21 protein-coding genes and 2 pseudogenes are annotated in these 26,095 nt (G+C 71.2%); 9 read left to right on the forward strand and 14 right to left on the reverse strand.

The genetic code is table 11. The annotated features are described in order from the left end of the window. Positions 1 to 5 precede the first annotated feature (5 nt). Both OH768_RS01910 and OH768_RS01915 read right to left on the reverse strand, forming a co-directional pair. Positions 6 to 1,403 carry a condensation domain-containing protein gene (locus OH768_RS01910; protein WP_406449322.1) on the reverse strand — a complete coding sequence of 466 codons (1,398 nt, stop codon included), beginning with the start codon at positions 1,401 to 1,403 and terminating at the stop codon, positions 6 to 8. 101 nt (positions 1,404 to 1,504) lie between these two features. After that, positions 1,505 to 2,410, reverse strand: coding sequence for a class I SAM-dependent methyltransferase (locus OH768_RS01915; protein WP_406449324.1), 906 nt, complete (start codon positions 2,408 to 2,410; stop codon positions 1,505 to 1,507). Between the two features lie 72 nt (positions 2,411 to 2,482). Between OH768_RS01915 and OH768_RS01920 the strand changes: the two genes are divergently transcribed. Both OH768_RS01920 and OH768_RS01925 read left to right on the forward strand, forming a co-directional pair. Further along, on the forward strand, positions 2,483 to 3,085 hold the full coding sequence (locus OH768_RS01920) for a TetR/AcrR family transcriptional regulator (protein WP_406449326.1): 603 nt from the start codon (positions 2,483 to 2,485) through the stop codon (positions 3,083 to 3,085). Positions 3,086 to 3,313: 228 nt separating this feature from the next. Next, entirely contained in the window at positions 3,314 to 3,538 is a 225-nt protein-coding gene (locus OH768_RS01925) for a hypothetical protein (protein ID WP_406449328.1), read from the forward strand. Positions 3,539 to 3,753: 215 nt separating this feature from the next. On the opposite strand, the gene OH768_RS01930 is transcribed toward OH768_RS01925, so the two are convergent. Continuing rightward, positions 3,754 to 4,725: a threonine/serine dehydratase gene (locus OH768_RS01930; RefSeq protein WP_406449330.1), complete on the reverse strand. Its 972-nt coding sequence runs from the start codon at positions 4,723 to 4,725 to the stop codon at positions 3,754 to 3,756. A 226-nt stretch (positions 4,726 to 4,951) separates the two neighbouring features. Here OH768_RS01930 and OH768_RS01935 point away from each other — a divergent pair, with 226 nt between their 5' ends. After that, positions 4,952 to 5,716 (forward strand): SDR family NAD(P)-dependent oxidoreductase, encoded by a 765-nt coding sequence (locus OH768_RS01935; RefSeq protein WP_406449332.1) that lies wholly within the window; start codon positions 4,952 to 4,954, stop codon positions 5,714 to 5,716. Between the two features lie 108 nt (positions 5,717 to 5,824). Here OH768_RS01935 and OH768_RS01940 read toward each other — a convergent pair. Then, positions 5,825 to 5,996, reverse strand: a pseudogene (locus OH768_RS01940) (oxidoreductase); the annotation flags it as partial. A gap of 83 nt (positions 5,997 to 6,079) precedes the next feature. Between OH768_RS01940 and OH768_RS01945 the strand changes: the two are divergent. After that, on the forward strand, positions 6,080 to 6,688 hold the full coding sequence (locus tag OH768_RS01945) for a TetR/AcrR family transcriptional regulator (protein WP_406449334.1): 609 nt from the start codon (positions 6,080 to 6,082) through the stop codon (positions 6,686 to 6,688). A gap of 81 nt (positions 6,689 to 6,769) precedes the next feature. Here OH768_RS01945 and OH768_RS01950 read toward each other — a convergent pair whose 3' ends face one another. Together OH768_RS01950 and lpdA are read right to left on the reverse strand one after the other, a co-directional pair. After that, the gene (locus OH768_RS01950) at positions 6,770 to 8,185 is read right to left on the reverse strand and encodes a class I adenylate-forming enzyme family protein (RefSeq protein ID WP_406465104.1); all 1,416 of its coding nucleotides are present in this window, start codon (positions 8,183 to 8,185) and stop codon (positions 6,770 to 6,772) included. A gap of 278 nt (positions 8,186 to 8,463) precedes the next feature. Continuing rightward, on the reverse strand, positions 8,464 to 9,885 hold the full coding sequence (gene lpdA / locus OH768_RS01955) for a dihydrolipoyl dehydrogenase (RefSeq protein ID WP_406449336.1): 1,422 nt from the start codon (positions 9,883 to 9,885) through the stop codon (positions 8,464 to 8,466). Positions 9,886 to 10,171: 286 nt separating this feature from the next. Between lpdA and OH768_RS01960 the strand changes: the two genes are divergently transcribed. Continuing rightward, entirely contained in the window at positions 10,172 to 11,164 is a 993-nt protein-coding gene (locus tag OH768_RS01960) for a phospholipase D-like domain-containing protein (protein ID WP_406449338.1), read from the forward strand. Here OH768_RS01960 and OH768_RS01965 read toward each other — a convergent pair. The 3 genes from OH768_RS01965 to OH768_RS01975 all read right to left on the reverse strand — a co-directional run bounded on the left by OH768_RS01965 (position 11,161) and on the right by OH768_RS01975 (position 15,975). Beyond that, positions 11,161 to 12,366: a PucR family transcriptional regulator gene (locus OH768_RS01965; RefSeq protein ID WP_406449340.1), complete on the reverse strand. Its 1,206-nt coding sequence runs from the start codon at positions 12,364 to 12,366 to the stop codon at positions 11,161 to 11,163. The two genes, OH768_RS01960 and OH768_RS01965, sit on opposite strands and share 4 nt — an antisense overlap. Positions 12,367 to 12,451: 85 nt before the next feature. Next, on the reverse strand, positions 12,452 to 15,265 hold the full coding sequence (locus OH768_RS01970) for an AAA family ATPase (RefSeq protein WP_406449342.1): 2,814 nt from the start codon (positions 15,263 to 15,265) through the stop codon (positions 12,452 to 12,454). Positions 15,266 to 15,498: 233 nt separating this feature from the next. Continuing rightward, a complete protein-coding gene (locus tag OH768_RS01975) occupies positions 15,499 to 15,975 on the reverse strand; it encodes a hypothetical protein (protein ID WP_406449344.1) in 477 nt (158 codons plus the stop codon). Positions 15,976 to 16,251: 276 nt separating this feature from the next. On the opposite strand from OH768_RS01975, the gene OH768_RS01980 reads away from it, so the two are divergent. Continuing rightward, a complete protein-coding gene (locus tag OH768_RS01980) occupies positions 16,252 to 16,719 on the forward strand; it encodes a DUF1003 domain-containing protein (protein ID WP_406465106.1) in 468 nt (155 codons plus the stop codon). A 6-nt stretch (positions 16,720 to 16,725) separates the two neighbouring features. Here OH768_RS01980 and OH768_RS01985 read toward each other — a convergent pair whose 3' ends face one another. Together OH768_RS01985 and OH768_RS01990 are read right to left on the reverse strand one after the other, a co-directional pair. Continuing rightward, a complete protein-coding gene (locus OH768_RS01985; RefSeq protein ID WP_406449346.1) occupies positions 16,726 to 19,395 on the reverse strand; it encodes an AAA family ATPase in 2,670 nt (889 codons plus the stop codon). 149 nt (positions 19,396 to 19,544) lie between these two features. Beyond that, positions 19,545 to 22,001 carry a flippase-like domain-containing protein gene (locus OH768_RS01990; RefSeq protein WP_406449348.1) on the reverse strand — a complete coding sequence of 819 codons (2,457 nt, stop codon included), beginning with the start codon at positions 21,999 to 22,001 and terminating at the stop codon, positions 19,545 to 19,547. A gap of 231 nt (positions 22,002 to 22,232) precedes the next feature. On the opposite strand from OH768_RS01990, the gene OH768_RS01995 reads away from it, so the two are divergent. Then, positions 22,233 to 22,772: an HdeD family acid-resistance protein gene (locus tag OH768_RS01995; protein ID WP_406449350.1), complete on the forward strand. Its 540-nt coding sequence runs from the start codon at positions 22,233 to 22,235 to the stop codon at positions 22,770 to 22,772. Positions 22,773 to 22,782: 10 nt separating this feature from the next. On the opposite strand, the gene OH768_RS02000 is transcribed toward OH768_RS01995, so the two are convergent. The 3 genes from OH768_RS02000 to OH768_RS02010 form a co-directional block, all read right to left on the reverse strand. Continuing rightward, a complete protein-coding gene (locus OH768_RS02000; RefSeq protein ID WP_406449352.1) occupies positions 22,783 to 23,235 on the reverse strand; it encodes a MarR family winged helix-turn-helix transcriptional regulator in 453 nt (150 codons plus the stop codon). A 46-nt stretch (positions 23,236 to 23,281) separates the two neighbouring features. Beyond that, a complete protein-coding gene (locus OH768_RS02005; protein WP_406449354.1) occupies positions 23,282 to 24,073 on the reverse strand; it encodes an acetoacetate decarboxylase family protein in 792 nt (263 codons plus the stop codon). A gap of 72 nt (positions 24,074 to 24,145) precedes the next feature. Continuing rightward, positions 24,146 to 24,691 carry a MarR family winged helix-turn-helix transcriptional regulator gene (locus OH768_RS02010; RefSeq protein ID WP_406449356.1) on the reverse strand — a complete coding sequence of 182 codons (546 nt, stop codon included), beginning with the start codon at positions 24,689 to 24,691 and terminating at the stop codon, positions 24,146 to 24,148. 158 nt (positions 24,692 to 24,849) lie between these two features. Here OH768_RS02010 and OH768_RS02015 point away from each other — a divergent pair. Both OH768_RS02015 and wrbA read left to right on the forward strand, forming a co-directional pair. Further along, a pseudogene (locus OH768_RS02015) lies at positions 24,850 to 25,293 on the forward strand (YceI family protein); the annotation flags it as partial. A 144-nt stretch (positions 25,294 to 25,437) separates the two neighbouring features. Beyond that, entirely contained in the window at positions 25,438 to 26,040 is a 603-nt protein-coding gene (gene wrbA, locus OH768_RS02020; RefSeq protein ID WP_359604672.1) for an NAD(P)H:quinone oxidoreductase, read from the forward strand. Positions 26,041 to 26,095: the final 55 nt, after the last annotated feature.

The raw sequence follows: 26,095 nt of genomic DNA on the forward strand, positions 1-26,095 counted from the left end.
AAGGGCTAGAGGCGCACGGCCAACGCCCGCCGGGCCACCGAGACCATGAGCTCCCCCACCAACTCCATGCACAGCCGCATGTTCTTGTCCGCGATGTCGTTGTCCGGAATACGGCAGGCGAACTGCAGGCCTTCATGGACCCGGGTCACCCACGCGCACACCTGATCGCCGTACGACACCCGGATCAGCCCGTACGCCTTCAGCTCCTGCCAGCGATCCGAACCGGGCAGGGCGCGCGAGTCGACGTAGGAGACGATCGAGTACAGGTCGGGGGACGTGGGCTTGAAGTCGGTGCCGAGCAGGCGCAGTACGCGGGCGATGGGCATGCGGGCCAGCGGGCGGTTCTCGCGGAGGGTGGCGCGGACCATCCGCAGGGCGTCGTCGAAGTCCCGCGCATGCTCGACGGGGATCTCGATCGGCGCGCCGCCCACGTACCAGCCGACGGAGTCGGCCCAGCGGGACTTGGCCCGGGTGTGGAAGGGCACGACGGTGCGGTACACGTCGACGCCGCTGATCTCACGGGCGGCCAGGGCGACGGCCGCCAGGACACCGACGAGGCTTGCGCCGTAGGGGCGGCAGTATGCCTCGAAGGCAGCCGCGTCCGTGTCGTCGGTCAGCATTTCCTGGAGGAACTTCTGTGTGGGCAGCGGCCCTTGGGGGTCGAGGCCGAGGTCGACGGGGAAGTTCGGCAGTTTGCCGTCGCAGCGGGCGATGAACTCGCGCCAGCGGGAGACGACGGTGTGCGTGTCGTCGATCAGGTCGGCGTCCGTGCGTTCGCCCGCGCAGAAGTCGATGTAGCTGGCGACGGGCGCCACTTCGACCGCCTTCCCGGCGAGACCGGCCGCGTACAGCTCGTGCACCTCCCCCGCGATCCGATGGAGCGAGTAGGCGTCGACATTGCTATGGTCGAACGCCAGGTACACGCTCGTGCAGTCCTGGCGTACGACCGCGGCGAAGAGGAAGTTCGGCCAGGTGAGCGCGTCCGCCGTGACATCGAAACGGTCCTGCAGATACCGGGTCAGCGTCCCCGCGTCCGCGAACTCGCCGATGTCCTCACGGTGCAGGGCCACCGCGTCGGCGTCCAGGGTGAAGCGGCGCATCTCGTCACCGGCCCACCGGAAACCGCTGCGCAGCGTCTCGTGCCGGAGCATCCAGTCCCGCAACGCGCCCTGGAGCACGTCGAGTTCGATCCTCCCCGGCATGTCGAAGGCGGTACCGAGCCAGGTCGGCACGAACAGCCCGTCCTCGCGCACCGAACGCGCCGTACGGATATGGGACTCCTGCACATACGCCGGTGGCCGCACGTCGTCGGGAAGTGCCCGCGCCGCTCCTACGGCCCTCGGGTGCAGCGTCCACTCGACGAGTCGTCCGGGACGGATCTCGCACCGCTGAAGGTCACTCATGCGCACAGGGCTCTCCGTTCGCCTGCCCACGGGAGGCCGCTGGGCACCACTGTCGATCCACGCCTCCATGCCGCTCGGGCACCGCTCACTGCATGCGGAGATCAACGAGCGGGCCGTTCGGAAAGCAACGCTCTGGAACCCGCCGTTCCGAAAGGGAGTGGGTCAAAGGGGATCAGAGAGGGGTGGTGGCGCATACGGCGATGACCCGCCAGGGTGGTGTAGGGCATCGTGAAGCTGCCTCCCAGGGCGTCGACGGCTCGGCCGACCTCGCCCAGTATCTCGGCCAGTTGGTCGGGGCCGAGGCGGGTGAGGCCGCCGGTCGTGGGGAGGAGGTCCAGCCACTGGTCGCGCGTGTAGGACCGCTCCCAGTCGAATCGTGACTGTTCCGGTTCGGCGAACTGTCCGGTCTCGCGGATCTTGCCGGCGACCTTCGCGTACGCCGCCTCGTACATCTCCAGCGGTCGGCGGGCCGGCCCACCATCGAACGGCGAGTCAGGCACCACTCGTCGGTAGGCAGCGGCGAAAGGCTCGGCCACCTCGGCGGGCGGCTCGTACACGTGCCCGAAGATCGCCAGGAGGCCGCTCGGGCGCAGCACCCGGGCCGCTTTCACGGCACCGGCGAGGGGATCCACCCAGTGCCAGGACTGGGCGGCGGTCACCGCGTCGAACGTTCGGCCCCCCGGTTCCCAGGCCTCGAAGGTCGCCACCTCGACCGGCAGGCCGCGGTCCCGCGCGAAGTCGGCCATCCGCGCATCCGGTTCGACGCCGAGCACGGTGCAGCCGGCGGCCTGGAACTGACGGGCCGCGATGCCGGTGCCGCAGCCCACGTCGAGCACGTCGAGCCCACCGGTCTCCGGGCTTCCGGCGACGATACGTGCCACCAGGTCGTCGGGGTAGCCGGGGCGGGCCTGGTCGTAGCGTTGCGCGTCCGTGCCGAAGGACTCGGCCATCTGTCGGGCCTGATGCAGCGGGGCGGGCTCTGGCTGCTCTCGCGGTAAAGTGGGCATGCGTTCACCTTAGTGGGCAAGCGCCCACAAGCCAATACGTGGCAGAGGGCTGACGCACGAAAGGATCCACAAGTGCCGACCGGGGTGCACCTTCGTGATGCGCGGCAGCAGTTGTTCGACGCCGCCGAGCGCGTGCTGCTGCGGGACGGGCCGAACGGGCTGACCAGCCGGGCCGTCACCGATGAGGCGGGCTGCGCCAAAGGCGTTCTGCACCGGCACTTCACCGACTTCGACGCGTTCCTCGCCGAGCTCGTCCTCGACCGGGCCGCGCGGTTGCAGACACAGGCGCGGGCGCTGGGCGACTCCGCCGGAACCGGCACCGTCGCCGACAACCTCACCGGCGCGCTGACCACCCTGTTCGGGCCCGTACCTGTGGCGATCATCCCGCTCATCACCTTCCGGGACGAGTTGCGGGCGCGGTTGCGGCAGGCCCGGCCCGGAGGCGGCATCGCCGTCCTCGCCGAGATGACGACGGCGGTCTCGGCCTACCTGACCGACGAGCGGGCCAGGGGCCGCATCGCGGCCGACGCCGACATCGACTCGCTCACCCTCTCCCTGGTCGGAGGGGGGCACCTCCTGTTCGCCGACCGGGCCTCGGACCCGCCGACCACCTCAACGGTCGGCAAGCTGGTGACCACGGTGCTCGCCGATGTCGTACAGCGGCGGCCACGCTGAACTCGACGTGCAGCGCCGCGTGTTCATGAGGTCCCGGCCGACGGGTGTGTCGGCGGAAGCCGGTCTCGGTGAAGGCGCAGCCTCCCCGGTCCGCGTGAGGCAGTGCCTGTCGGGATGCGAGCGTCGGTGCTTTACGAAAGTGCTGGCGGCAGCCGGCGCGCGGAACCTCAAATGCCTTCGGACTCGGGCGACTTGGTATTTCGCGCGGACGCAGGTGCTGACCGCGACGTGCATCGCGGGCATCGCCGCCGTCGATGCCCCCATCCCGACTCCCGGGGCCGGGCCGCCTACGGGGAGGACGCCCTCTCGGCGGCCTCTCCGGGGTTCAACGGGAAGTGGGCCATCCATCCCTCGCAGATCGAAATCGCGAACCGGGTCTTCCGGGCGACGGACGACGGGATCCGGCGTGCCCGGCGGGTCCTCCAGGCGCCGGACGGGGCGGGCGCGGCGTGACCAACTCCGTGACTCCGCAACCCCGTTGGAGATCGCACGGAGTGGATCTTACGAGAGTCTGACGCGGCCACCGGAAGCCTTCACCCGTCGCCGCACAGCGGCGACTCTGGTCCCACACACCGGTGGACACCGCCGCGGTGAAGGGAAAGCGGCCACCGCGGCGGGACATCCCGGGCACGTGACGAGCGTGCCCGGGACGCCGTGCAGGAGAACTTCTACAGCGGAGCCGCGCCGATCCAGCGGCGATACGCGTCCGAGTCGACGTTGCCGCCGCACACGATGGTGACCACATGGCGGCCGGCGAAGCGGTCCCGGTCTTCGAGGATCGCCGCGATGCCGAGCGCGGCCGACGGTTCGACGACTAGGCCGGCGTGGTCGAAGAGCATCCGCATACCGGTGATGATCGACTCCTCCCGGACCAGGACGGCGTCGTCAGCGACCAGGAGGAGGTCGTCCAGGACGGCCGGGATGGGAAACCGGCCGGCGACACCGTCGGCGATGGTGTCCGCCGAGTCGGTGCTGACGACCCGCCGCGCGCGCCACGAGAGCGTCAACGCCGGTGCGCCCAGCGGCTGGACGCAGATCACCTCGACCTCGGGCGCCAGGGACTTCAGCACATGCCCCACTCCGGTGGCCAGCGCCCCGCCACCGAGGGCGATCAGCACGGTGTCGAACGGTCGCGCCGCGTCCACGAGTTCAAGACCGATGGTCGCCGCGCCCTCGCAGGTCTCGATGTCCAGGCTGTCCTCGACGAGCCGGATGCCCTCGGACCGTGCGACGGCCGCCGCCCGCTCGCGGGCCAACTCGTGGTCGCCGTCCACCAGTTCCAGCCCCGCGCCCAACGCGCGGATGCGGTCGAGCTTGGCCGCGGTCGCGAAGCGGGACGCCACCACGGTGACGTCGAGCCCCCGGCCGCGACCGGACCACGCGAGGGCCTGGCCAAGGTTGCCCGCACTGGCGCACACGACGGCCCGCGCACCGCTGTCGGCGAGCCGGCTCGCGACGACCTCGGTACCGCGCGCCTTGAAGCTGCGCACCGGGTTCGCCGTTTCGAGCTTGATGCTGACCGCGCACCCGAGGCCGGGTTCCAGCGCCTCGCAGCGGTACAGCGGAGTGTCGAGGAACAACGGGTCGATCACCCGGCGGGCCGCCCTGATCCGGACGATGTCGAGGCGTGTCTGCTGCACGACACGGCAGCGTAGCGCCACCCGTGCGATTCCCGTTCCTGTGCAGCCGTCCGTCACGTATCGGCCACCGCCCGGGCTCGCAGGCGCTCGCGCAGCTCGCACCCGCGGACCGGCAGCTCACGCAGTCCCTCGCCATCAGATTGAGACTACGTCTCAATAGCGAGATATAATGCCATCATCGAGGTGAAATCTCTCGACAATGAGGCAAGAGCGAAAGGTGTACGCCATGGCGAACAGGCTGGATGGAAAAGTGGCCGTCGTCACCGGCGCCGCGAGCGGTATCGGTGCTGCTACGGCGCGCGTCCTGGTGAGTGAGGGCGCCCGGGTGGTCCTGGGCGACATCAACGACGGGGCCCTGGACAAACTGGTGGTGGAACTGGGTGACAGCGCGGTCGGGCTGCATGCCGACGTCAGCCGGGAGGAAGGGGTGCGGAGCCTGGTGCGGGCGGCGTTGGACTCCTTCGGGCGCCTCGACGTCCTGGACAACAACGCCGCGGTCGAGATCCCCGAGGACACCGGCTCGTCCACCTCCAGCGACGAGGCCTGGCAGCGCACCTTCGACGTCACCGTCATGGCCGCCGTCTGGGGTGCACGGCACGCGATCCCGGCGATGCTGGCCAGCGACGGCGGAGGGTCGATCGTCAACATCTCGTCCGGCGCCGTCCGATACGCCACCGCGACGAAGGCGGCCTACGGCGCCTGCAAATCGGCGTTGGAGACGTTCTCCCTGTACATCGGCGCGCAGCACGGCGCGGACGGCATCCGCAGCAACGTCGTACGGCCCGGGTTCGTGCTGACCGAAGGTGTCCGGGAGATCTTCGACGAGGAGCAGCGGCAGCGGTTCGCGGACATGCTGGCGCTGGGGCGTGTGTGCCAACCCGAGGACGTCGCCGAGACGGTCGCCTTCCTGGCGTCACCGGCAGCGGGATACGTCAACTGCGCGGTTCTCGACGTCGACGGCGGCGGGTCCAAGCCCATGGTCTCCTGGTGACGTCACACGCGTCCTGACCAGCGGCCGGTCAGTCCTTGGTGGCCCGCACCGGTTCGGGGTCGGCCGGAGCCGTCCGGCCGAGCAGGCTCAGCGGCGCGGGGACGATCGTGAGGCGGCGGCCTCGCCCCGCCCGGGATCCCGTACGGCGAGCACCACATGGGCGCCCGCGGCGGCCAGCGCCTCGACGGTGGCGATGCCGAGTTCGCTGTTGCCGCCCGTGACGACGGCCGCGCTGGTCGGGGATGTCGGTGGTGGTCCACGCGCTGGATGCAGTGGTCACGGGCAGCCATTGTGGGCGGCGCCCACAATGGTGTCAACGTCAACAATGTGGGCTGCGTACACATCACCGGTACGCTGCCCTCCATGCAGACCCGCCCCCGCCCCTATCACCACGGAGACCTGCGCGCCGCCCTGCTGGCCCGGGCCGAGGAGACACTCCGGGATAAGGGGACCGCCGCCCTGTCGCTGCGCGAACTCGCCCGCGATCTCGATGTCAGTCACAACGCGCCGAGCCGTCACTTCAAGGACAAACAGGCACTGTTGGACGCGCTGGCGCTGACCGGCTACGAACGGCTGACCGACGTCATCCGGACGTCACAGGCCGATGCCGGGGAGTCGTCCGGCAAGAAACTGGAGGCGGTGGTCCGCGCGTACGTGGGCTTCTGCATGGAGAACGCCGCGCTGCTCGGCCTGATGTACTCGATCAAGCACGACCCGCAGGCGTCCGCCGACCTGCTGGAGGCCACCGGGCGCTGGTCCGAACTCATCGGCCGGCTCATGCTTGAGGGGCAGCGCCAAGGGGAGGTGCGCGACGGACCTCTCGACAGCATCGGCATCCCGGTCTTCGCAACGCTCCACGGCTACGCCGACCTGGCCGCGACCGGCATGCTCACTCCGGAGGCCGCGGAACGCGGCCTGGACGAGGTGATCGCGTTCATCCTGCGGGGCTGCGCACCAGACTCGCGGCCCTGACGGGACTTGGGTTCACGAAAACCCGGAGCCCGGCCGAGCTGTGCGGGGCTCGGCCGGGCTCCACGACGTCCTGACACGGTCTCAGACGAACTGATCACCCACCGCTCGAAGGTGTCTGCGCAGGATCTTGCCGTTCGCGTTGCGGGGCAGGCTGTCCATCCGTACGACGTCGTGCGGGACCTTGTACCAGGACAGCCGGGACCGGGCCAGGGCGATCAGCTCGGCGTCCAGGGCCTCGCCGTCCGCTCCACCGCCCGGCTCGTCCTCGGGGACGGTCACCACGTAGGCGCGCAGACTCGTGTCCCCGGCAGGACGGCGGACCGAACTGACCGCGGCTTCGAGCACGCGCGGATGGCTCTCCAGTAGCCGTTCGACCTCGCCCGGCACCACGTTCTGCCCGCCGATCACCTCCACGTCGTCCAGCCGACCGTGCACGTGGACGACACCGTCGTCGTCGATCGACGCCAGGTCCCCGGTCGGCCACCAGGTGTCCTTCAATTGATCGGGGCCCCGGCTCCCCCTGACCACGCCCCGGGAGGCGTAGTCGACGTAGACGTGCAGCTCACCCTGGCAGCCCGCGGGCACCACCTGGCCATCGGCATCGACGACGCGTACCGGCCGGCCGGGGACGGGCGGCCCGACCGCCGAAGGAGTGGCGCACGCGGCGGGGCGGCCCATGGAGATCACGCCGATCTCGGTGGCGCCGTAGTTGTTGATCAGCCGGTTCCCGAGGATCGGCACCAGTTGCTCGCGCAGCCGTGGCGAGAGAACCTCGCCGGCGCTCGACACCTCGCGGAGGCTTCCGAGCGTCTCCGCGTGGCCGGGTTCAAGGAGCATGCGGGCCAGGAAGCTCGGCTGTGCGAAGAGGTTCGTGACCTGGTGACGGTTGATCAGTCCGAGCACCTCGGCCGGGGTCGCCCGGGTACGCGACAGGACGGCGGTCTGCCCCGTGGCGAGGGTGGTGAGCACCGAGAAGTGCAGTCCGCCCAGGAAGTACATGCGTGACACCGACAGGCCGACCGTCCTGAGGTCGCCGTCCTTCTGGCCAGGGGGGCCGACGAAGTTGCCGTGGAGGAAGAAGCACAGCTTCGGGGCACCCGTCGTACCGGATGTGAAGACGGCCAGCGCCGGAGCGTCCCCGCCCTCGGCGAAGTCCGGGTCCGGTTCGCCCGCGACCAGTGTCGAGACCTTCACGGCGGGGGCGAAGCCCGGCGACTCCAGCCGTCCCGCCGTGTCCGGGTCGATCACGGCGAGTCCGGGTTCCACCGTCTCGACGGCCCGCGTCAGATCCTCCCAGCTCATCTGGACGTTGACCGGGACGGCGACGAGACCGGCCTGCAGGGCGCCGAGCACGGACCAGACCATGTCCACGCTGTCGGGCAGCGCCAGCAGAACGCGGTCGCCCCGGCGCAGTCCCGCCGACCGGTACCCCCGCGCGGCCCGTGCCGCACCGTCGAAGACTTCGGCGAACGTCCATCTCGTCCATTCCCATACCAGTGCTTGGCCAACTGTCCGGTCCCCGGAAGCGAGCCCTTAGAGCGCCCCCTCTGTCGTTGACTACGGCTGTCACTCGAGGGAGGTTCACTGCGTGATCGCACCGATTGATACCTGGCCGGCCCGACACAACGACGGCCACCGGTTGCTTCCGCGAACGATATGAACCACGCCTTGGAGCAGGCCAAGAGCACGCGGACGACGTCTGCTCCGGACGTGACAAAGCCGGCCACGTCGACAGCTGCCGTGACCGGCTCGAAGGTCGGCGAGTGGGGGGACGGTCACATGTTGATCATGTGTCCGGCCAGACCGTGCACCGCTTCCTTCACCGCCTCGCCCAGGGTCGGGTGGGCGTGGACGTTGCGGGCGACCTCGTGGACGGTGAGGTCCCACTGCTGGGCCAGGGTCAGTTCGGGGAGGAGTTCGGTGACGTCGGGGCCGATGAGGTGGCCGCCGAGGAGTTCGCCGTACTTCGTGTCGCTGATCAGCTTCACGAAGCCGGTGGTGTCGCCGAGACCGTGCGCCTTGCCGTTCGCGGTGAACGGGAACTTCGCCACCTTGATGTCGTGGCCCAACTCCCGTGCCTGCGCCTCGGTGTAGCCGAAGCTGGCGATCTGCGGCTGGCAGTAGGTGGCGCGCGGGATCATCGCGTAGTCCAGCTCCATCGTCTCCGCGTCCGCGAGGGTCTCGGCGGCGATGACGCCCATCGCCTCGGCGGCGTGCGCGAGCATCAGCTTCGCGGTGACGTCGCCGATGGCGTACAGGTGCGGGACGGAGGTGCGGCACCGGCCGTCGACGTCGATCGCGCCGCGCTCGGTGAGCCGTACGCCCGTGTTCTCCAGGCCGTAGCCGGTGACGTTCGGCGCGAAGCCGATGGCCTGGAGGACCTTGTCGGCCTCCAGGACCTGCTGGGTGCCGTCCTTGCCGGTGACCGTGACGCGGACCTGCGGGCCGGACTCGTCGATCGACTCGACGCGGGTGGAGGTGAGGACGTCGATGCCCAACTTGCGGTACTGCTTGGCGAGTTCGGCGGAGACCTCGGCGTCCTCCAGAGGTGCGACGCGGTCCAGGAACTCGACGATCGTGACCTTCACGCCGTAGTTGTGCAGCACATAGGCGAACTCGATGCCGATGGCGCCGGCACCCGCGATGACGATCGACCGCGGGAGGTCGTCGGCGAGGATCTGCTCCTCGTACGTCACGACGCGCGAGGTGCGGCGGGTGCCGGGCAGCAGTCTCGGGGTGGCGCCGGTGGCGATGATGCCGTGCTCGAAGGCGACGGTACGGGTGTCGCCGTCGTATCCGGCCACCTGGAGGGTGTGCGCGTCGAGGAAGGTGCCGCGGCCGTCGATCTCCGTGATCTTGTTCTTCTTCATCAGGTAGTGGACGCCCTTGACCCGGCCGTCCGCGACCCGGCGGCTGCGGCGGAACGCCTCCCCGTAGTCGAAGGAGACCTCCCCCTCGACCTTGATGCCGAAGGTCTTCGCCTCGCGGGTGAAGATGTGCGCCAGTTCGGCGTTGCGCAGCAGCGCCTTGGTCGGGATGCAGCCCACGTTGAGGCAGACGCCGCCCCAGTACCTCTCCTCCACCACCGCGACCCGCTTGCCGAGTTGCGCGGCTCGGATGGCGGCGACATAGCCGCCGGGGCCCGCGCCGAGTACGACGACGTCGAACCGATCGTCCTGTGTGTCCTGCTGGCTCATCGAAAGATCCTTTGCCACGGGGAAGGGCATGGTCGAGCATGCATCTTCTGTAGATCCTCTAACGGTGTCCAGGATGCCCGGTCACCGGCGGACTACGAAGTCTTTGCGAACTCGCGGGGACTCCATGAACCGGCCCCCACCTGCGCGAAGTCCCCTTTGTCCGCTCCTGCTCGGCGGCGGTAATCCCGAGTTCACCGAGGTTCTCTTCCTCAGCGTTCTACGCGCGTGGTGTCATGCCCACGCTCACCACCCCCCACGTGGGCATCAACTCGACTAGGAGTCACGCATGTTGAGGACGTTCCTCAGCCGTGCCGGCGTCACCCTGGTGGCCGGCGCCGCCGTCTTCGTCACCGCCATCCCCGCCGACGCGGCGACGTACACCGCGTTCGCCTTCTCGCAGACCACCAGCGAACCGACGATCTACGACTTCATCAACTCGGCCACCTCCACGCTCGACATGACCATGTACGAGCTGGAGGACACCACCGCCGTCAACGACCTGATAGCGCTGGAAAAGAAGGGCGTCACCGTGCGGGTGGTCCTCGACCGCGCGCACCAGTCCGCCAACAGCTCGGCGTACACGGCGCTGACGAACGCGGGCGTCGGCGTGGTGTGGTCGCCGTCCAGCTTCGTCTACACCCACCAGAAGACGATCACCGTGGACGGCACCAAGTCCCTTGTCCTGACGGGCAATCTGACCTCGCAGTACTACACGACCGGGCGCGACTACGGTGTCTTCACCGACGACACCCGGGACGTCGCCGCGATCGAGAAGGTGTTCAACGCCGACTACGCCGGCACCTCGATCACCCCGACCGACGGCGACCACCTGCTCTGGTCCCCCACGGACTCCCGCAGCCGGCTGCTCACCATGATCAACGCGGCCACCACGACGCTCGACGTCGAGGAACTGGAGTTCAGCGACAGCACGGTGGTCAACGCGATCGTCGCCAGGGCGAAGGCGGGCGTGACCGTGCGGGTGGTGCTGGAGACCCCGTCGAGCTACGCGAGCGAGGTGTCCGCGATCAAGGCGGCAGGCGGCACGGTCGTCGGGTACTCCGACCCGAACGGCTTCTACATCCACGCCAAGGCGATGGTCGCCGACTACGGTCTCTCCACCCAGGAGGTGGAGGCGGGATCGATGAACATCAGCAGCAACTCCCTCTCCAACAACCGGGAGTTGGGCATCATCCTCACCGGCACGGGAGTGGCCCAGTCCGTCGCCACCACCATCGAGACCACCTTCAAGAGCGACTACGCGGGCGGTACGGCCGCCTAGTCCGCACCGGTGGACTCCGAGGTCGGGGGCCTCGGGGTCTGCCGGACGGCGCGCAGCGCGAGGGAGAGTTCGGTGATGCCACGGGGGTCGGTCAGTGAGCGGCCGGTGCGTTCGGCGATCCGGCGCAGGCGCGTGCGCACGGTGTTGGGGTGGACGTACAGCACCTTGGCGGCCTCCTCGGCCGAGCCGCCGGAGTCGAACCAGGCCTCCAACGTGTCCAGCAGCAGGGCGCGTTCGTCGTCGGGCAGGGCCTCGACGGGGCCGAGGACCCTGGCGGCGACCCGGGCCATGACATCGGGTGCGCCCGCGGTCACGACCGCGACCGGGGAGTCGTCGAAGACGGTGACGGCGGCGCTGCCCGCGTCGCCACCTCGCATCGCGACCTTGGCGAAGCGCAGGGCGTCGCCGGTGCGGGTGAGATCGTCGTAGGAGGGGCCCACCCCGACGCGCCGCTCCGCCTGTTCCCGCAGCACCGCGACGAGGTCGTCCAGGTCGCGCGGGGTGCGCAAGTGCACGATGCCCAGCTGGAGTTCGGGGCGCAGTCGCCAGGCGGACCGGATGCCGCGCCGGGTCAGGACGGCCGCGATGTCCGGCAGGGCCCGCCGGCCGATCCGCGGTACCTCCGCCGCGACCACGATGAAGGGGCCCTTGTGCGGCATGTGCAGGACCTCGGCGGCGGACCATATGGCGTCGGCGTCCATGCTCCTGCCCTCCAGGAGCGCCTCCACCAGCGCGGAGCGCTCCTGGTCGCCCGCGAGGAGCCGTTGGGCCACCGCCTCGTGGTATCCGGAGACCATGGCCTCGGTGATGCCGTCCTGGATCTCCCACATCGCCGAGGCCGCCGCGACCAGAATGTCGTTGCCCACCAAGGAGGTTGTGGTGGCCTCGTCGACCACCGCCTCCCAGAAGTACCGCACGCCGACGCGATACGCCGTCATCACGCTGGGCAGCGGCACGTTCTGCGCGGCACGCCTGCGGCCGATGTCGGCGGCGGCCCCGGTGTCCAGGGGCATCTGCCCGGTCAGTGCCTGGAGCGCGTTGCCGACATGGGTCCGGCAGGCGTCCTCCAGGTCCTCCTCGGGGACCACGTCGTAGTGGTACGCCCGCGAGCCGGCGCGGATCCGCGCCGCCATCTCCTTCGCCAGCTCCCCGACGCGTTCGAGCAACGCGGTGGCCAGGGCTCTGATCTCCTTGTCGACCATGGTCCTCTCCGGCTCACCGTTCAGGGGGTCTCGGATCCCACCGTACGACGGACCGTTTCGGGTGATCACCGGTTCCGGCCTGCTCCTACATCGTCTCCAGGGCGGCGCGCAGAGCGGCGCGTGAGGTGATGCCGAGCTTGGGATACAGCCGGTGCAGATGGGAGCCGACCGTGCGGTGGGACAGGAACAGCCGCTCGCCGATCTGCCGGTTGGTCAGGCCCACGGCCGCCAGCTCGGCGATCTGCCGTTCCTGCACGGTCAGCGCGGCGGCCGGCGCGACGGGCCCGGTAGTGGTGGCGACACCGGTGGCGCGCAATTCGTTGCGGGCCCGCTGCGCCATGGCCCGGGCGCCGATCCGGTCGAAGGTTTCGAGGGCGGCGCTCAGATACCGGCGGGCACGGTGGTCGCGGGTGCGGCGAAGCCACTGTCCGTAGGCGAGCTGGACGCGTGCGTGTTCCCACGGCCACCGTGCCGCATGGGGCAGGGACAGGGCCGCCTCGAACAGGGGCCCGGCCTCGGTCTCGTCGGCGGCCACGGCCTCGGCACCGGCGCAGATCAGCGCGGTCCGGGGCGAGATGCGGTGCACGGCCGCCCTTCGCGCGGCGGCCACATGGTCGCGTGCCTCGTCCGCGCGGCCGGTGCGGACGGCCGTCTCGACCAGGTCCAGGACCGTCCACCGGCGCGGGACCCCGAAGGCCGGTGCGTCGGGTGGCTCGATCCGGCCGGCCTGGACGTGGGCCTCCTCGTAGTCGCCCTCGCCCATGGCGGCGAGGCGGCGGGCCGACCGGGCGTAGGCCTCGGTCACCTCGATGCCGCGGGGTGCCGCCCAGGTCGAGGTCTCCTCGCTGCGGCTCCGGGCGAGCTCGGCGTCGCCGCGCAGCCCCGCGCCGGACGCCAGCAGGACGCGGATCTGCCGCTCCCAGAAGTGGTAGCCGTGCGCCGCCGCCAGGTCCAGCCCCTGCTGTGCCAGGTTCTCGGCCTCGTCCCAGCGGCCGTGGACGTAGGAGTCGTGGCAGAGCAGCAGCAGCGCGGGGACGACCATGGCGATCGCACCGCCGTCCCGTTCGCGTTCGATCATGCGGAGGACCAGGTACCGGTGGTCCGACAGGGCGTCCGTCGCGACCGCCGCGAAAGCCAGTGGAATCAGTTCCCAGGGTGCCGCGTCGGCGGGCAGCGCCGCGAAGGCGTCCGCGAGGCCCTTGCGCAGCGCGTCGGGGGCGTGCGTGGGGTCGGCGTAGGCGTCGTAGCAGAGTCTGATCGGCGTCGCCGCGGTCGGTTCGCAGCGGGTCAGCGCGGTCTTCAGGAGGCGCCACGGCTCGGGGCGGAGGGTGTAGAGGCTGACGAGCAGCAGCGCGTAGAGGATGCCGTGGTGGTCCCAGCCGTCGTTCGTGGCGGTGACCGTGTCGTCGTCGAGTGCGCGGGCCAGGAGGCGGTAGGCGGCGTCGACATCGCCCTCTTCGTTGGTGAGGAGGTGGGCGGTGGCGGCGAAGACCAGTCCGGTCGGGGTGTCGGAGGCCTGTCCGGCGTCGGCCAACAGCCTTGGTACGTCGTCGAGTTGGCCGGTGAAGGTGGCGAGGTAGGCGGCTTCGACCAGGCGCCGGGACCGGTCGCCGGGGTGCGGGCTGAGTTCACCGGCCCGCATGAGGGCGGACACGGCGACGGACGCGGCGACACGCCGCCCGTCGGAGCCGGCCGTCTCCCCCGCGCCGCCGGGCTCGGTCCCGCGCCGCCAGGCGGACAGGGCCGCCTCGTCCAGCGCCCGGGCCACCGCCTCGTCCGGTCCGGTCGCGGACTCGGCCAGATGCCATGCCCGGCGCTCTGGTACGTCGGTCAGGGCGGCGGCGAGCGAGCGGTGCGCACGACGGCGCTCGCCCGGCGACGCCAGGTGCACGATCACCGCCCGGGTCAGCGGATGCCGCAACGACAGGTGTCCTGCGTCCACGTGCAGCAGACCGGCGTCCCGCGCCGGACCGAGGACATCGACACCGGCCGGGCACTCAGGGGCCTGCGCTGCCTCCGCCGACTCCGCTGCCCGCCTGAGCGTGGCCGGGTCGATCCCCGTGTCCAGCGCGGCCATGAGCAGCGAGGTCCGGGTCGGTGCGGGCAGCGCCTCCACGGCGGAGGCGAAGGCCGCCTCCAGTCGCCCGGACAGCGGCAGCCGCGAGGGCAGCGGGGCCTGGCCCGAGCGCTGCGTGCCGGTCAGCGCGGCCGGCAACTCCCGTAGCGCGAGCGGGTTTCCGGCGGCCTCGGCCAGTATCCGGCGGCGCACCGAGGGCCTCAGCCCGGGCCAGCGCGCGTCCAGCAGCTCCGCCGCCTCCCTTTCGGTCAGCGGTCCGATCTCCCTTACGGGCAGGGTGAGTTGACCGCAGATGCCCCGTACCCCGGTCCGCAGGGTGGCAAGGAAGGCGATCGGGTGGTCACTCATCCTGCGGACGACGAAACCGAGCGCGGTCGCGCTGGCGAGGTCGAGCCACGGCACATCGTCGGCGATCATCAACAACGGCCCTTCCACGGCGACTTCGCCGAGCAGGGCGAGTACCGCCGTCGAAGCGGCCAGCGGGTCCGGCGACGGCCCCGGCGCGAGACCGAAGATCCGGTCGACGACGTCACGGTGATGTCCGGCGAGCCGCCCGGTGTGTCGGCGCAGCGGATAGAGCATCTGGTGCAGCGCCGAGAAGTTCATCTCGCGCTCGAACTCCACGCCGGAGGCCCGCAGTACGCGCGTCCCGAGGTCCACGGCCCGTGCTGCGGCGGCGTCGAGCAGCGCGGTCTTCCCGACGCCGGGGTCGCCGCACAGCAGCAGGCCTCGGCAGGCTCCGTCCCGCCCGGCCAACAGCGAGTCCAGCAGCTCCAGTTCGGCCACGCGCCCCACCAGGTCCGCTCCGGGCCGTGAGGTCACCGACTCCCCTCCGTCAAGTTGCTTGCCGAAAGAAATATAACGAGTCGGCGAGGAAGAATCCACGTACTGTCGCTCCACAGCAAGATCGTCGCTGATCGGAGCGGGAAGGTCGATGTTCCCGGCCACAGCGTTCGGCGCCGAGAGCAGTGGCCGCCCACACCGCCGCCCGGGCGCGGGGCAGCGGGCCGTGGGTGCCGTCCCACGAGCCGTCCCCCGGCCCCGCCGCGAGCCGGCTACTGCGCGGCGTCGGCCGCTTCGTCCGCCTCCAGCCTCGCGAGCACCGCGTCCAGCGTGGCGTACTGCGCCTCTTCCACGGCCGCGATCGCGAAGTCGATGGCGTCGGCCGCGTAGTCCTCTGCGTCGTCGGCGGCGTGCTGGAGCCGCTTCACATCGCGCTCGGCCTTGCGTTCGTCCAGTTTCGCGCGGACCGCGTCCACATGGTCCTGCCAGGAGGTCTGTACCTGGTTCCAGCTCCCGGCGACGTTCTCCTTGGCCCGCTGCCCGCTCGACTGCAGCCGCTGCGCGCCCTGTTCGGCCTTGTCCTTCGCGTCGGCGACGGCGGCGGACAGTTTCTGCCGGTCCTCGGCGATGCTCGCCGCCACGGTCCGCTGGGCGTCCTGGGCCTTCTGCGACAGTTCGGCTAGGCGCTCCGCGGGGCCGGCCGGGGTGGTGCCGGGTGCCTGGTTCTGCTGCGGCGTCGGGTCCGACATGGTGATCCCTTCCTTGACGGATGTGTCGCTGCTCGAAGACGCGCGGTACCGCGGTGTGTGTGACCGGGGTACCTGTCCGAGCCGACCGTCACTCTGCCGTCGGCGCGGCCCGGTCGGCTTCGGTCAATCGACGCAACGGACGGCCTACACGCACGCATTGGGGCCGTGCGGGCAGTCGATTGACCCAAGGAGGCGACCCCGTCCCGCACTTACGCTGACGGGCGTTTCTCGTGAGCGACGGATCAAGGAGTGCCCGTGCCGTCTGGAATCAACGGGTTGGACATACGTCTCCCGAACGAGCAGGCCGTCCTCGCGCGGATGCGGGGGACCCAGGACCGGATCGCGGACGCGATCACCGCTTTCGCCGGGACCATGCAGTTCGTCTATCTCCACGCGGTGTGGTTCACGGTGTGGATCGTGTGCAACGAAGGGCTGTTCGGCCGTGGCGCGGCCTGGGACCCCTATCCCTTCGGACTGCTCACGATGATCGTCAGCCTTGAGGCGATCTTTCTGTCCACCTTCGTGATGGTGAGCCAGAACCGGCAGGCGACGCGCGAGACGGTCCGCGCCGACCTCGACTTCGAGACCAATATCCGCTCGGAGGTGTGGGCGGCCCACATGGGCCATGCCCTGGGAGTGGATGCCCAGCGGGTCGAGGAGGACGTACGGACGCTGCTGGCGCAGAACCGGGCGAAGATGAACGACGCCCGGCACACCCCGACAGCCGACCCCCCGGCCGGCTGAAGCCGCCTACTCCAGGGTCGCCAACAGCGGGGCCAGCTCCCCGCGTGAGGTGATGCCGAGCTTGGGGAAGGCCCGGTACAGATGCGCGGCGACCGTGCGGTGCGAGAGATACAGCCGTTCCGCGATCTCCCGGTTGGAGAGGCCTTCGGCAGCCAGCAGAACGATCTGTCTCTCCTGGGGCGACAGCAGGTCGGCGGCGGACGGCAGTGGGCCACCGGCTCCCGGTGTCATGCCCTGGCCCGTCCAGTCGGAGGCTCCGACGAGTTCGAAGGCGGCCCGCGCGGAAAGCAGCATCGTGCGGGACCGGGCGGCCTGCCGACGGCGCCGGAGCCACTGTCCGTACGCGTGTTCCGTCCGGGCCTTGATCAGCGGCCAGCGGGACAGGTCCTGCTCCAGGGCGGCCAGGTACAGTTCCTCGGCCGCCGAGTCGGAGGCCAACACGGCGCGGGCGCAGGGCAGTTGGATGTGCAGCAGCGGGGCGGGCGTCACCCGTGCCGCCTCCTCCGCCGACGCGAGGACCCGCACGGCATCCGCCGCGTTGTCGGCGCGGTCCGCCGCCACGGCGAACGGCAGCACCGCGGCGAACCCCTGCCGGCGCAGGCTCTCGTGCGGCCGGTCGAGAAGCGGGCTCAGCTCCTCGTACGCCTCCGCATACCGCCCCTCGCCGAGCCGCGCCAGGCCACGGGCCAGCCGGAGCGTCGGGGCGAGGTCGGCGCGCTGCCAGGCCGCCACCATGTCGGCCAACTCCTCGGCCCGTACGGCCTGTCCGCGCAGTGCGGCGGCGACCGCGTCGGTGCCGGCGAGTGCGGCGACCATGGCCGGCTGTCGGGTCTCGGCGACGATCTGCCGTGCCTCGTCGGTGAGTTGGGTCGCGCGGGGCCAGTCCCCGAGCAGCAGTCGGTCGGTGGCCTCGGTGAGGAGGGTTTCGCTGAGCAGGCCGAGTCGGCCCTGTCTGCGCAGAGTTGGTGCTGCCCGGCCGAGCAGGTCGACCGCGCGGACCGGATCGCCGATCTCGTGCGCGGCCGTGCCGTGGAGCCGGAATCCGTCGGAGTCGGTGAGGCACCACGCCGTCTCTTTCGAGGGGAGCCGGTCGGCCACCGTCCGGCCGTGGCGCACGGGTTCGGTCAGTGCCAGAGCCGCGAGATGGCGGGGGTCGTTCGTGGCGGGCAGCCGCTCGGCGGTCCGGTCGACGGCTGCCCGCAGGGCGGGGTCGTCGCCTGTCCGGTGGACGTGGAGCGCCGCGCTCAGCAACAGGTCGAGGGCCAGGTCGGGATCGCCCGCCGACAGCTCGGTGAGGTCGGGCGGTTGTCCCTGGGCCGGACCGGGCTGTGGCTCCGCGTCCGAGATCTCCCGCAGCCACCCCGCCTTCGCCCGGTCCGCGCCGTTCAGCTCCTGGCGTTCCGCCGTGTCGATCAGGGAGTGGGCCAGTCGGACGCGTCCGGCCCCGTGCGCGTGCTCGGCCGCGCCCAGCAACCGGTGTCCCCGGGTGACCGAGTCCGTGGTGAGCTGTGCCGACCGTTCCAGGGCCCATACGGCCGCGAGGGCTCCGTCCCGCCGTAGCAAGGAGGCGTGGGCGGCGGCCAGTTGGTCGGCGATCTCGTCGTCGGGGCCGTTGACGGACTGGGCGCGGTGCCAGGTGCGCCGGTCCGGGTGCTCGGTCAGCACCTGCGCCAGGGCCGCGTCGGCGGCCTGGCGGCGGGCCGGGGTCTCCGCCGCCAGCACCGCGAACCGGACCACGGGATGGCGGAAGCGCAGGGTCGTCCGGTCGAGTCGGAGCAGCGAGGCGGCGACCGCGCTGTCCAGCGCGTCCACCGCGACGGTGCGCCCGGCCAGCACGGAGGCGGCGGCCAGAATCTCCGAGACGTCCCCTACCTGGTCCACGGCCGCGACCAGCAGGGCGTCCCGGGTCCGGTCCGGCAGCTCGCCGAGACCGGCCGCGAATGCCGTCGCCAGCGTGGCGTTCACCGGCAGGTGGGCCCAGGATCCGGGTGCTCCCGTCGGGCGCCAGGCCGCGGGGAGCTCGACCAGCGCGAGCGGGTTGCCGAGCGCTTCCCCGAGGATCCGCTCCCGGACGGCCGGCGGCAGTGCGTCCGCGTGCCGGGCCAGGAGCCGCCGGGCCGAGGGCTCGTCCAGTACCGGCACCTCCAGTACGGGGACTCCCGGCAGGGTCCGTCCGCCGCGCAGTGCCCCGAGGACGACGATCGGGTTGTCGCTCGCCCTGCGGGCCATGAACGCCAGTACGTCCCGGGTGGGCCCGTCGAGTTCCCTCGCGTTGTCGGCGATCAGCACCGTGGGCTGCTCGGCGGCCCTCGCCGTGATCAGGTTGAACGCGGCCAGGGCGACCCGCGAGGTCTCGGGTGGCGGCCCGGAACCGGCGGCGAACGCCGCGCGGAGGATCTCACCCTGCCCCGCCGGCAGGGACTCCGCCGTGCCGAGCACCGGGCGCAGCAGCGCGCGCAGACCGCTGAAGGGCGTGTCGTCGGCGCCCCCGGTCACCTCCAGCAGCCGCCGTCCCGCCGCCCTGGCCCGTTCCGCCACGGCCCGCAGCAGCGCGGACTTGCCGACCCCCGGACCGCCCTGCAGCACCATGGCGCCGCCGGCGTCGGGCAACCTGCCCAGGAGTTCGTGCAGAGTCCTCAACTGCGGGTCACGGCCGAGGAGTTCGGATTCGTTCATGTGCCCTCCAGCCGTCCAGGACACCTCATGTCTTCACCAGCGGGAGCGTAGGTGGTCTCCCGGCGGCGGGGCTTGGGTCATCCGACGGCGCCCGGAACTGTACGGCGGCGGCACCCGCCCGCCCGTCCACCGTACGACGGCCGGGCCCGTCACACGTAGCCGCGCCGTTGCACCACGTTCAGGGCCAGGGCGCCCAGCGGGACGTTCAGCCAGAACGTGAGCAGGCGGTAGACGAGCACGGCCGAGGTGGCCGCCCCGGCCGGGACGCCGAGGGTCGTCAGTCCGGCGATGAGTCCGGCCTCCAGCGCCCCAAGGCCGCCGGGCACGGGGGCAGCGTTGGCGATCAGCCGGGCCGCCATGTACGCGGCGCCGACCTGGAGGAAGGGGAGGTCGGCGCCCAGTGCGTGCAGGCTCATGGCGAGGCCGACGACCTGGATGAGCGGCAGGCCCAGTGCGCCGACGGTACCCACGGCGATCTTGGCGGGTTCGGTCGCGATCCCCGCGACGGTCGAGCCGGCCGCGCGCAGGAACGGCCACACCTTGTCGCCGAGGAAGCGACGGCCGGGCGGGGTGAAGGCGAGCAGCCCGCCGGCGGCGAGCAGGAGGGCGACGGCCCACAGCAGCGGGCGGCCCGCGGACAGGTGCGGACGCACTCCGGCGTGGCCGCGTCCCGCCGAGGTGAGGAAGACGGCGGCGACCACGGTGTTGGAGAGCGCTCCGGCCAGGCTCTGCAGCCCCACGGAGGCGGTGGCGGCTCCGGTCTCGATCCCCGTCTTCTGGAGGTAGCGCAGGTTGAGCGCCATGCCGCCGACGTTGCTCGGGGTGATCCGGTTGAGGAACGAACTGGCGAACTGCACCTGGTAGGTGGGACCGAACGGCAGCCGCTCCGGGATGGTGCCCTGTTGCAGGAAGGTCGAGAACGCCTGCGAGAGGAAGGTGATCGGCAACACCGCTAGCACCCACCACCAGTTGGCGTCCCGCAGCGCGTCGAGTGCCGCTGGCGCGTTGGCCAACTGCGGCAGCACGAGGTGGAGTACGAGAAACGCGCCCGCAAGGCCCAGGACGCTCTTCCAGGTGAAACGCGCCAGCCTCGCGGGCTGAACTTCCTTGGCACCACTGGCCGTTGAGACCTCGGCGGTGAGATCACGCAGCAGACCGGGCCGGCCGCCGGCCCGCAGAGTCCGCCGTCCTGCCTTCTCCCTGGCGGCCCGCGCGCGGGCCTGGTCGTAGCGGGCGACCGCGGTCCGCGCGGGTCCCATGAGCGCGAGGGGTTGCAGGTACGGCAGCGCGGTCGCAAGCAGTTCCGGTCCCAGGCCGGCCAGTGCGCAGGCGGTGGCGCGCTGCGCGCCGACCCGTATCGCGGTCGTGGCCAGCAACTCCGCGAGGTCGCTGCCGAGTACCTCGGGCGGGGCGTTGAGCCGGCCGCGTGCGAACGCGGTGAGCCGGCTCTCGCCGTCCGGTGCGACAAGGACGTGTTCCGGGCGCAACTCCCCATGTCCCAGGCGGTGTTCCTGGAGGCGGGCCACGGAGGTCCACACGCCGGTGAGGAGCGGGTCGGTCAACTCCTCGTCCCGCAGGGCGGACAGGGCACGGGCGTCGTCCGGTGCGGTGGTCGCCACGAGCGCGCCGCCCCCGGCCACCGGACAGGCCATCACCGGTTCGTCGGCCCGGGCGCCGGTGCGGGCCGCGAAGACCAGCATGAGCAGTTCGTGCTCGGCGGCGACGAGCGGTGTCGGGGTGGTCGTGTCGGCGGGGTGTCGCAGCAGGGTCCGCCGGGCGAGCCGGTGGAACAGATCGCGGTTGTGGTCCTCGGCGGCGAGCACCCGCACCGCCAGCCGGGACCCGGCAGTGGTCTCGGCCCGGTAGGCGGTCCCCTCCCCCGGCAGCTGCTCATTCGCGGGCAGCTCATGGAGCGTGGTGACCGAAATCCCGGACGCGGCAAGGGCGTCGGCGACCGCCTGCGCCGTCGGGCGGTCGGGGGGAGCACCGGCCAGCAGCAGTACGGCCGACCCGACCGCGCCGCCCATGGCGAGTGCGGCGACGGCGTCCAGCGGCACGATCGCGGCGGTGGCCACGCTCAGCACGGCGCAGGAGGAGGTGAGTGTCCACAGTGCCCGCCGCGGACGCGCCCCCAGCCACGGGCCCGCCGCGACGACGGCCGCCGCGCAGGCCGCCAGGTACACGGCCGGGGGCCAGGTCGCGCGGAGCAGTCCGTCCCGGCCGGCCAGCACCTCCGGCCAGGTGTCCGGTCTCCCCCGCTCCAACGCCAGGTGCGTGAGCGACCACGCGCCGAGTGCGCCGAGCAGCGCCGCGGGCAGGACCCGTAGCACCGGGTCGACCCGCCGCCGTACGCACCACACCACCACGGCCGCGACCGGTGCGAGCAGGGCGACGCCCTGCACCGTTCCCACCAGGCCGTCCCGCAGGGCAGGAGGGAGGGCGGTCGCCGAGTCGAGGAGTCCCTGCTGTGCGGCGCGGACGAAGTCGCGGGTCGCGACGGCCAGCAGGACGGCGGCCACCAGTACGGCCAGGGACAGCGACAGCCGCCACAGATCGACCGACCGTCGAACGGTCCGAGGAGGCGGTGTGTCGATCACGGTGCTCACGTCGGCTCCTCGTCGACAGGCCGAAGGCCAGGGGGTGCCGATGGTCCCGCCGTAACTCGGGCGGCGCATCGGTCAGTTGGCTGCACCCCTTCATGTCACGGCGACAGGGGGTATGGAAGTAGCGGATGCAGTCGTATGACAGATCGCGACAGGAGAGCGCGACCCTAGCCTTCGTGGCGGACCATGGCCCCGGGCGAAGACCGGGGCGACATTCGTATGGGGAAGGTGACCATGTTCAGTTCACCCAACGTGCTTCTCTCGCGCGGTCTGCTGGCCGTCGTCCTCGGTGTGGTCTCCGTCGCCTGGCCCGGCATCACCATCGGCGCGGTTGTCGTCCTCTTCGCCGTCTACGCGTTCATGATCGCGGCGACGGACGCCGCCCGTGCCTTCGCCAGCGACCGGGTGGGGCCCGTCCTCGGCTGGCTGCTGCTCGCCCTGCTCTCGCTGGCCGGCGGGGTGGTCGCCCTCGCCTGGCCCGGCATCACGGCTCTCGCGCTCACCATCTGGATCGCCGCGTGGGCCCTGACGACCGGCGCCATGGAGATCGGCCTGGCCTTCCAGCGCGGCGAGACGGCGGGGGAACGCACCTTGTTCCTGCTGACCGGCGCGGTGGCGATCGTGTTCGCGTTCTCGCTGTTCGTCCACCCGGACATCGGCGCGGTCTCCCTCGCCACGGTCTTCGGCCTGTTCAGCCTCGTCTACGGCGTCTCGGCGGTCTTCGCCTCGTTCGAGGAGCGCCGCCACCGCACCGGCGTGGCGCGGCAGGCGTGAGCCGCGGCCCTCAGTCGAACTTCTCGACCACCGTCTCGAACTGCCGCACCATGGCCGACAGCGACCGGCCGTCCAGATGGTCCATGACCCGCTTGCGGGCACTGGCGAGGTGGACCGGATACGCGGCCTGAAGGCGCCTCATCCCGTCCGGGGTGAGCGTCGCCACGTTCCCCCGGGCGTCCCCTTCGTAGCGCCGTTTGACGACCTGGCCGCGGCTCTGCAGTGCGTCCACGACGCGGGTGATGCGGCTCGCCGAGAGGGCGGTGGCCGAGGCCAGGTCCGCCATGCGGAGTTCCTGGTTCTCGGCCTCGGACAGGTTCATCAGGACGACGTACTCGGTGAGCGTCAGACCCGTGGCGCGCAGCAGATCGTCGTCCAGCGAGCGCGGCAGCGCGACGATGACACGCATCAGCGCGCGCCAGAAGCGCTCTTCCTGCGCGGTGAGGGGATCTTCGGCGGTCATCCTCGCAGGTTAGCGTGCCCAAGCAAGGAACCTCAACGGCGGCCCGCTACCCGTCCAGTCGTCGTACGTCCGTCACGCTGTACGACATCGAGGCGCGGAAACCGGCGCCGGTGCGCACGGGAGCCAGGTCCGCCAGTTCCTCGCCCCGGGCCGCGAACAGGGCGATGTCGCCGGTGCCGGTCCACACGTCGGCGAGCCGCCGGTCGTCGAACTCGGCCATGACCAGCTCGTGCACGGCGGGTTTGCCGTACTCCCCGGCGGCCAGGCTCGGGAAGTGCCGCAGGTTGACCGTAGGCCGGGCGAAGAGGGCCGCCGGGTCGTCCGCCGGCTGCCCGAGGGTCACCGTGGCCTCCGCGAGGGTGTGCCCGGCCGCCGACACGGACGCGCCGAACCGGCCGCCGGGCGCGAGGGTCGGCGAGGCGCTGCCGGGGGCCGCGAAGACGCGCGTCTGGTGGACCGCGCCCAGTTTCTTCGGGAAGCCCTGCACCCAACCGCGCGCCATGGCCAGGTCGTTGTCTACGTAGATGTACGGGCACCACGAGACCGGCTCGTCCCGGTAGTGCGCGTCGACCAGCACCATGAACTCGCGGTACTGGCTGCGCACCGGGTCGAGGTACTCGTCGTGCTGCGCGGAGAACTGCCAGTCGATGAACAGCGCCACCGCGCGCCCGTCGGAATCCGGGTCCGGCGTCAGCCCCTCGGGGAGTGTCGCCTCGGCGGCGGCCGGGTCGGCCCAGAACTCGACGCCGACGATGTCACCGGCGTAGTGCCACGGCGGGGCGGGGGCGAGGTTTGCCTCTCCGCGCGGTGACAGCGGGTAGGTGTAGCCCTGGAGCATGGGTGCCTCCTCGACGGCGGGTGGAGCCGGAAGGACACCATGTTTCGCCGGAGGGAGCGGGTCCGGCTTGGGTCATGTGACTGCTTCGCCGTACGCGGACGTCTGTTCGCGGGAGTCGTGGCCCGCCCGGCACCGGTCCTGGAGCGGATCGGCCACCGCCCGCAGTTCTTCTGCCAGTTGATCGACCAGGGCCGGGTCGAGCTGGTCCATGACGCGTCGGCGCGCGCTGGCCAGATGCGCCGGGTAGGCGCCGCGCAGCCGTTGCCGTCCCGCTTCGGTGAGTACGGCCATGCTCCCCCGGGCGTCCGTCGAGTGCGGTCGCTTTACCACCAGCCCCTGGGCCCGGAGGGTCTCCACGAGGCGGGTGATACGGCTCGCGGACAGGCCCGTGGCGGTGGCCAGGTCGCTCATGCGCAGGCCGGCGCCGTCCGTCTCCGACAGATGCATCAGCACGGTGTACTGGGTGAGCGACAGACCCGTGGAGCGCAGCAGGTCCTCGTCGAGTGCCCGGGGCAGCGTCACCAGCAGTCTCTGCAGCGAGCGCCAGAGGCGTTCCTCGACACAGTTCAGCGGGGCGGAGACCGGGCTCGTGGGGTGCTGTTGCTCCGGCGTTTCCATGTCCTTCACCTTCCCGCCTTAGCTCCCCGTGAGAACACTGAACCACAGGAACTACTTGCTTGACAAAGCATTTCCCATGGGTTGAAGATACTTGCCCAAGCAAGCACAACCGTCGCACGGGCCGCCCTGTGCGGCGCCGAGCGAGAGGCCAGCAGGGCATGAGCGTCTCCTTGCCCCCAGCCGGGACGTATGAGATCGACCCCGCGCGGTCGTCCGTCACCTTCACCACGCGGCACCTGTTCGGCCTGGGCAGGGTGAGCGGCACGTTCCAGGTGGAGTCGGGGCGTGTCACGATCGCGGAGCCGATCACCCACTCGACCGCCCGGGCCGTCGTCGAAGCCCGCAGTTTCCGCACGGGTACGGCCCGGCGTGACGACCATGTGCGCTCCCCCGCCCTCCTGCACGCGGAGCGCTGGCCCGAGATCAGGTTCGAGTCGACCAGGGTGGCCCGCGGCGAGGAGGGCGCCTGGGTCGTCAAGGGGCTCCTCACCGTCCGCGGCCACCAGGCCCCGGTCGAGCTGACGGTGGATTCCCTCTCCGTCGAGAACGGCTCACTGCGGATCTCGGCCTCGACCTCCGTCGACCGCTACCGCCACGGACTGACCGCGTCGAAGGGGCTCGCCGCCCGTTGGCTGCGGCTCACCCTGACCACCATCGCCCATCCCGAACCGGGCACGGCGGCCCCCGCCGCCGAGACCACGGCGGCGACCGCCGTCGAGCACGCAGCACAGCGAGAGGAAATCTCCATGTCTCCCAAGATCGCAGTCATCTACTACTCGTCGACCGGCACCGTGCACGAACTGGCCGAAGCAGTGGCCGAGGGCGCCCGCAAGGAGGGTGCGGAGGTACGGCTCCTGCGTGTGTCCGAGCTCGCCCCCGAGGAGGCCATCGCCGCCAACGACGCCTGGTCGGCGCATGCTTCGGCCACCAAGGACATACCGGTGGCGACCCCGGCCGACATCGAGTGGGCGGATGCCGTGATCTTCGGCAGCCCCACCCGGTTCGGCAATATCGCCAGCCAGTTGAAGCAGTTCATCGACACGCTCGGCGGGCTGTGGGCGCAGGGCAAGCTGGCCGACAAGGTCTACAGCGGCTTCACGGCCACCGCCACCGCGCACGGCGGCCAGGAGTCCACGCTGCTCGCCCTCTACAACTCCGTGCACCACTTCGGCGGAATCATCGTCACCCCGGGCTACACCGACCCGGTGAAGTTCGCCGACGGCAACCCCTACGGCACCAGCCACGTCAACGGCCAGGGAGCACTCCCCGTCGACGACACCGCCCGGGCCGCCGCCGCGTACCAGGGCAAGCGCGTGGCCGCGGTCACCGCACGGTTCAACAACGCTTAACAGCAGGGCAGTCGGGTGCCGGCGGCAGCCACACGGCAGCCGCCGGCACCCCTTG

The organism is Streptomyces sp. NBC_01622 (assembly GCF_045209635.1).
GTDB lineage: Bacteria > Actinomycetota > Actinomycetes > Streptomycetales > Streptomycetaceae > Streptomyces.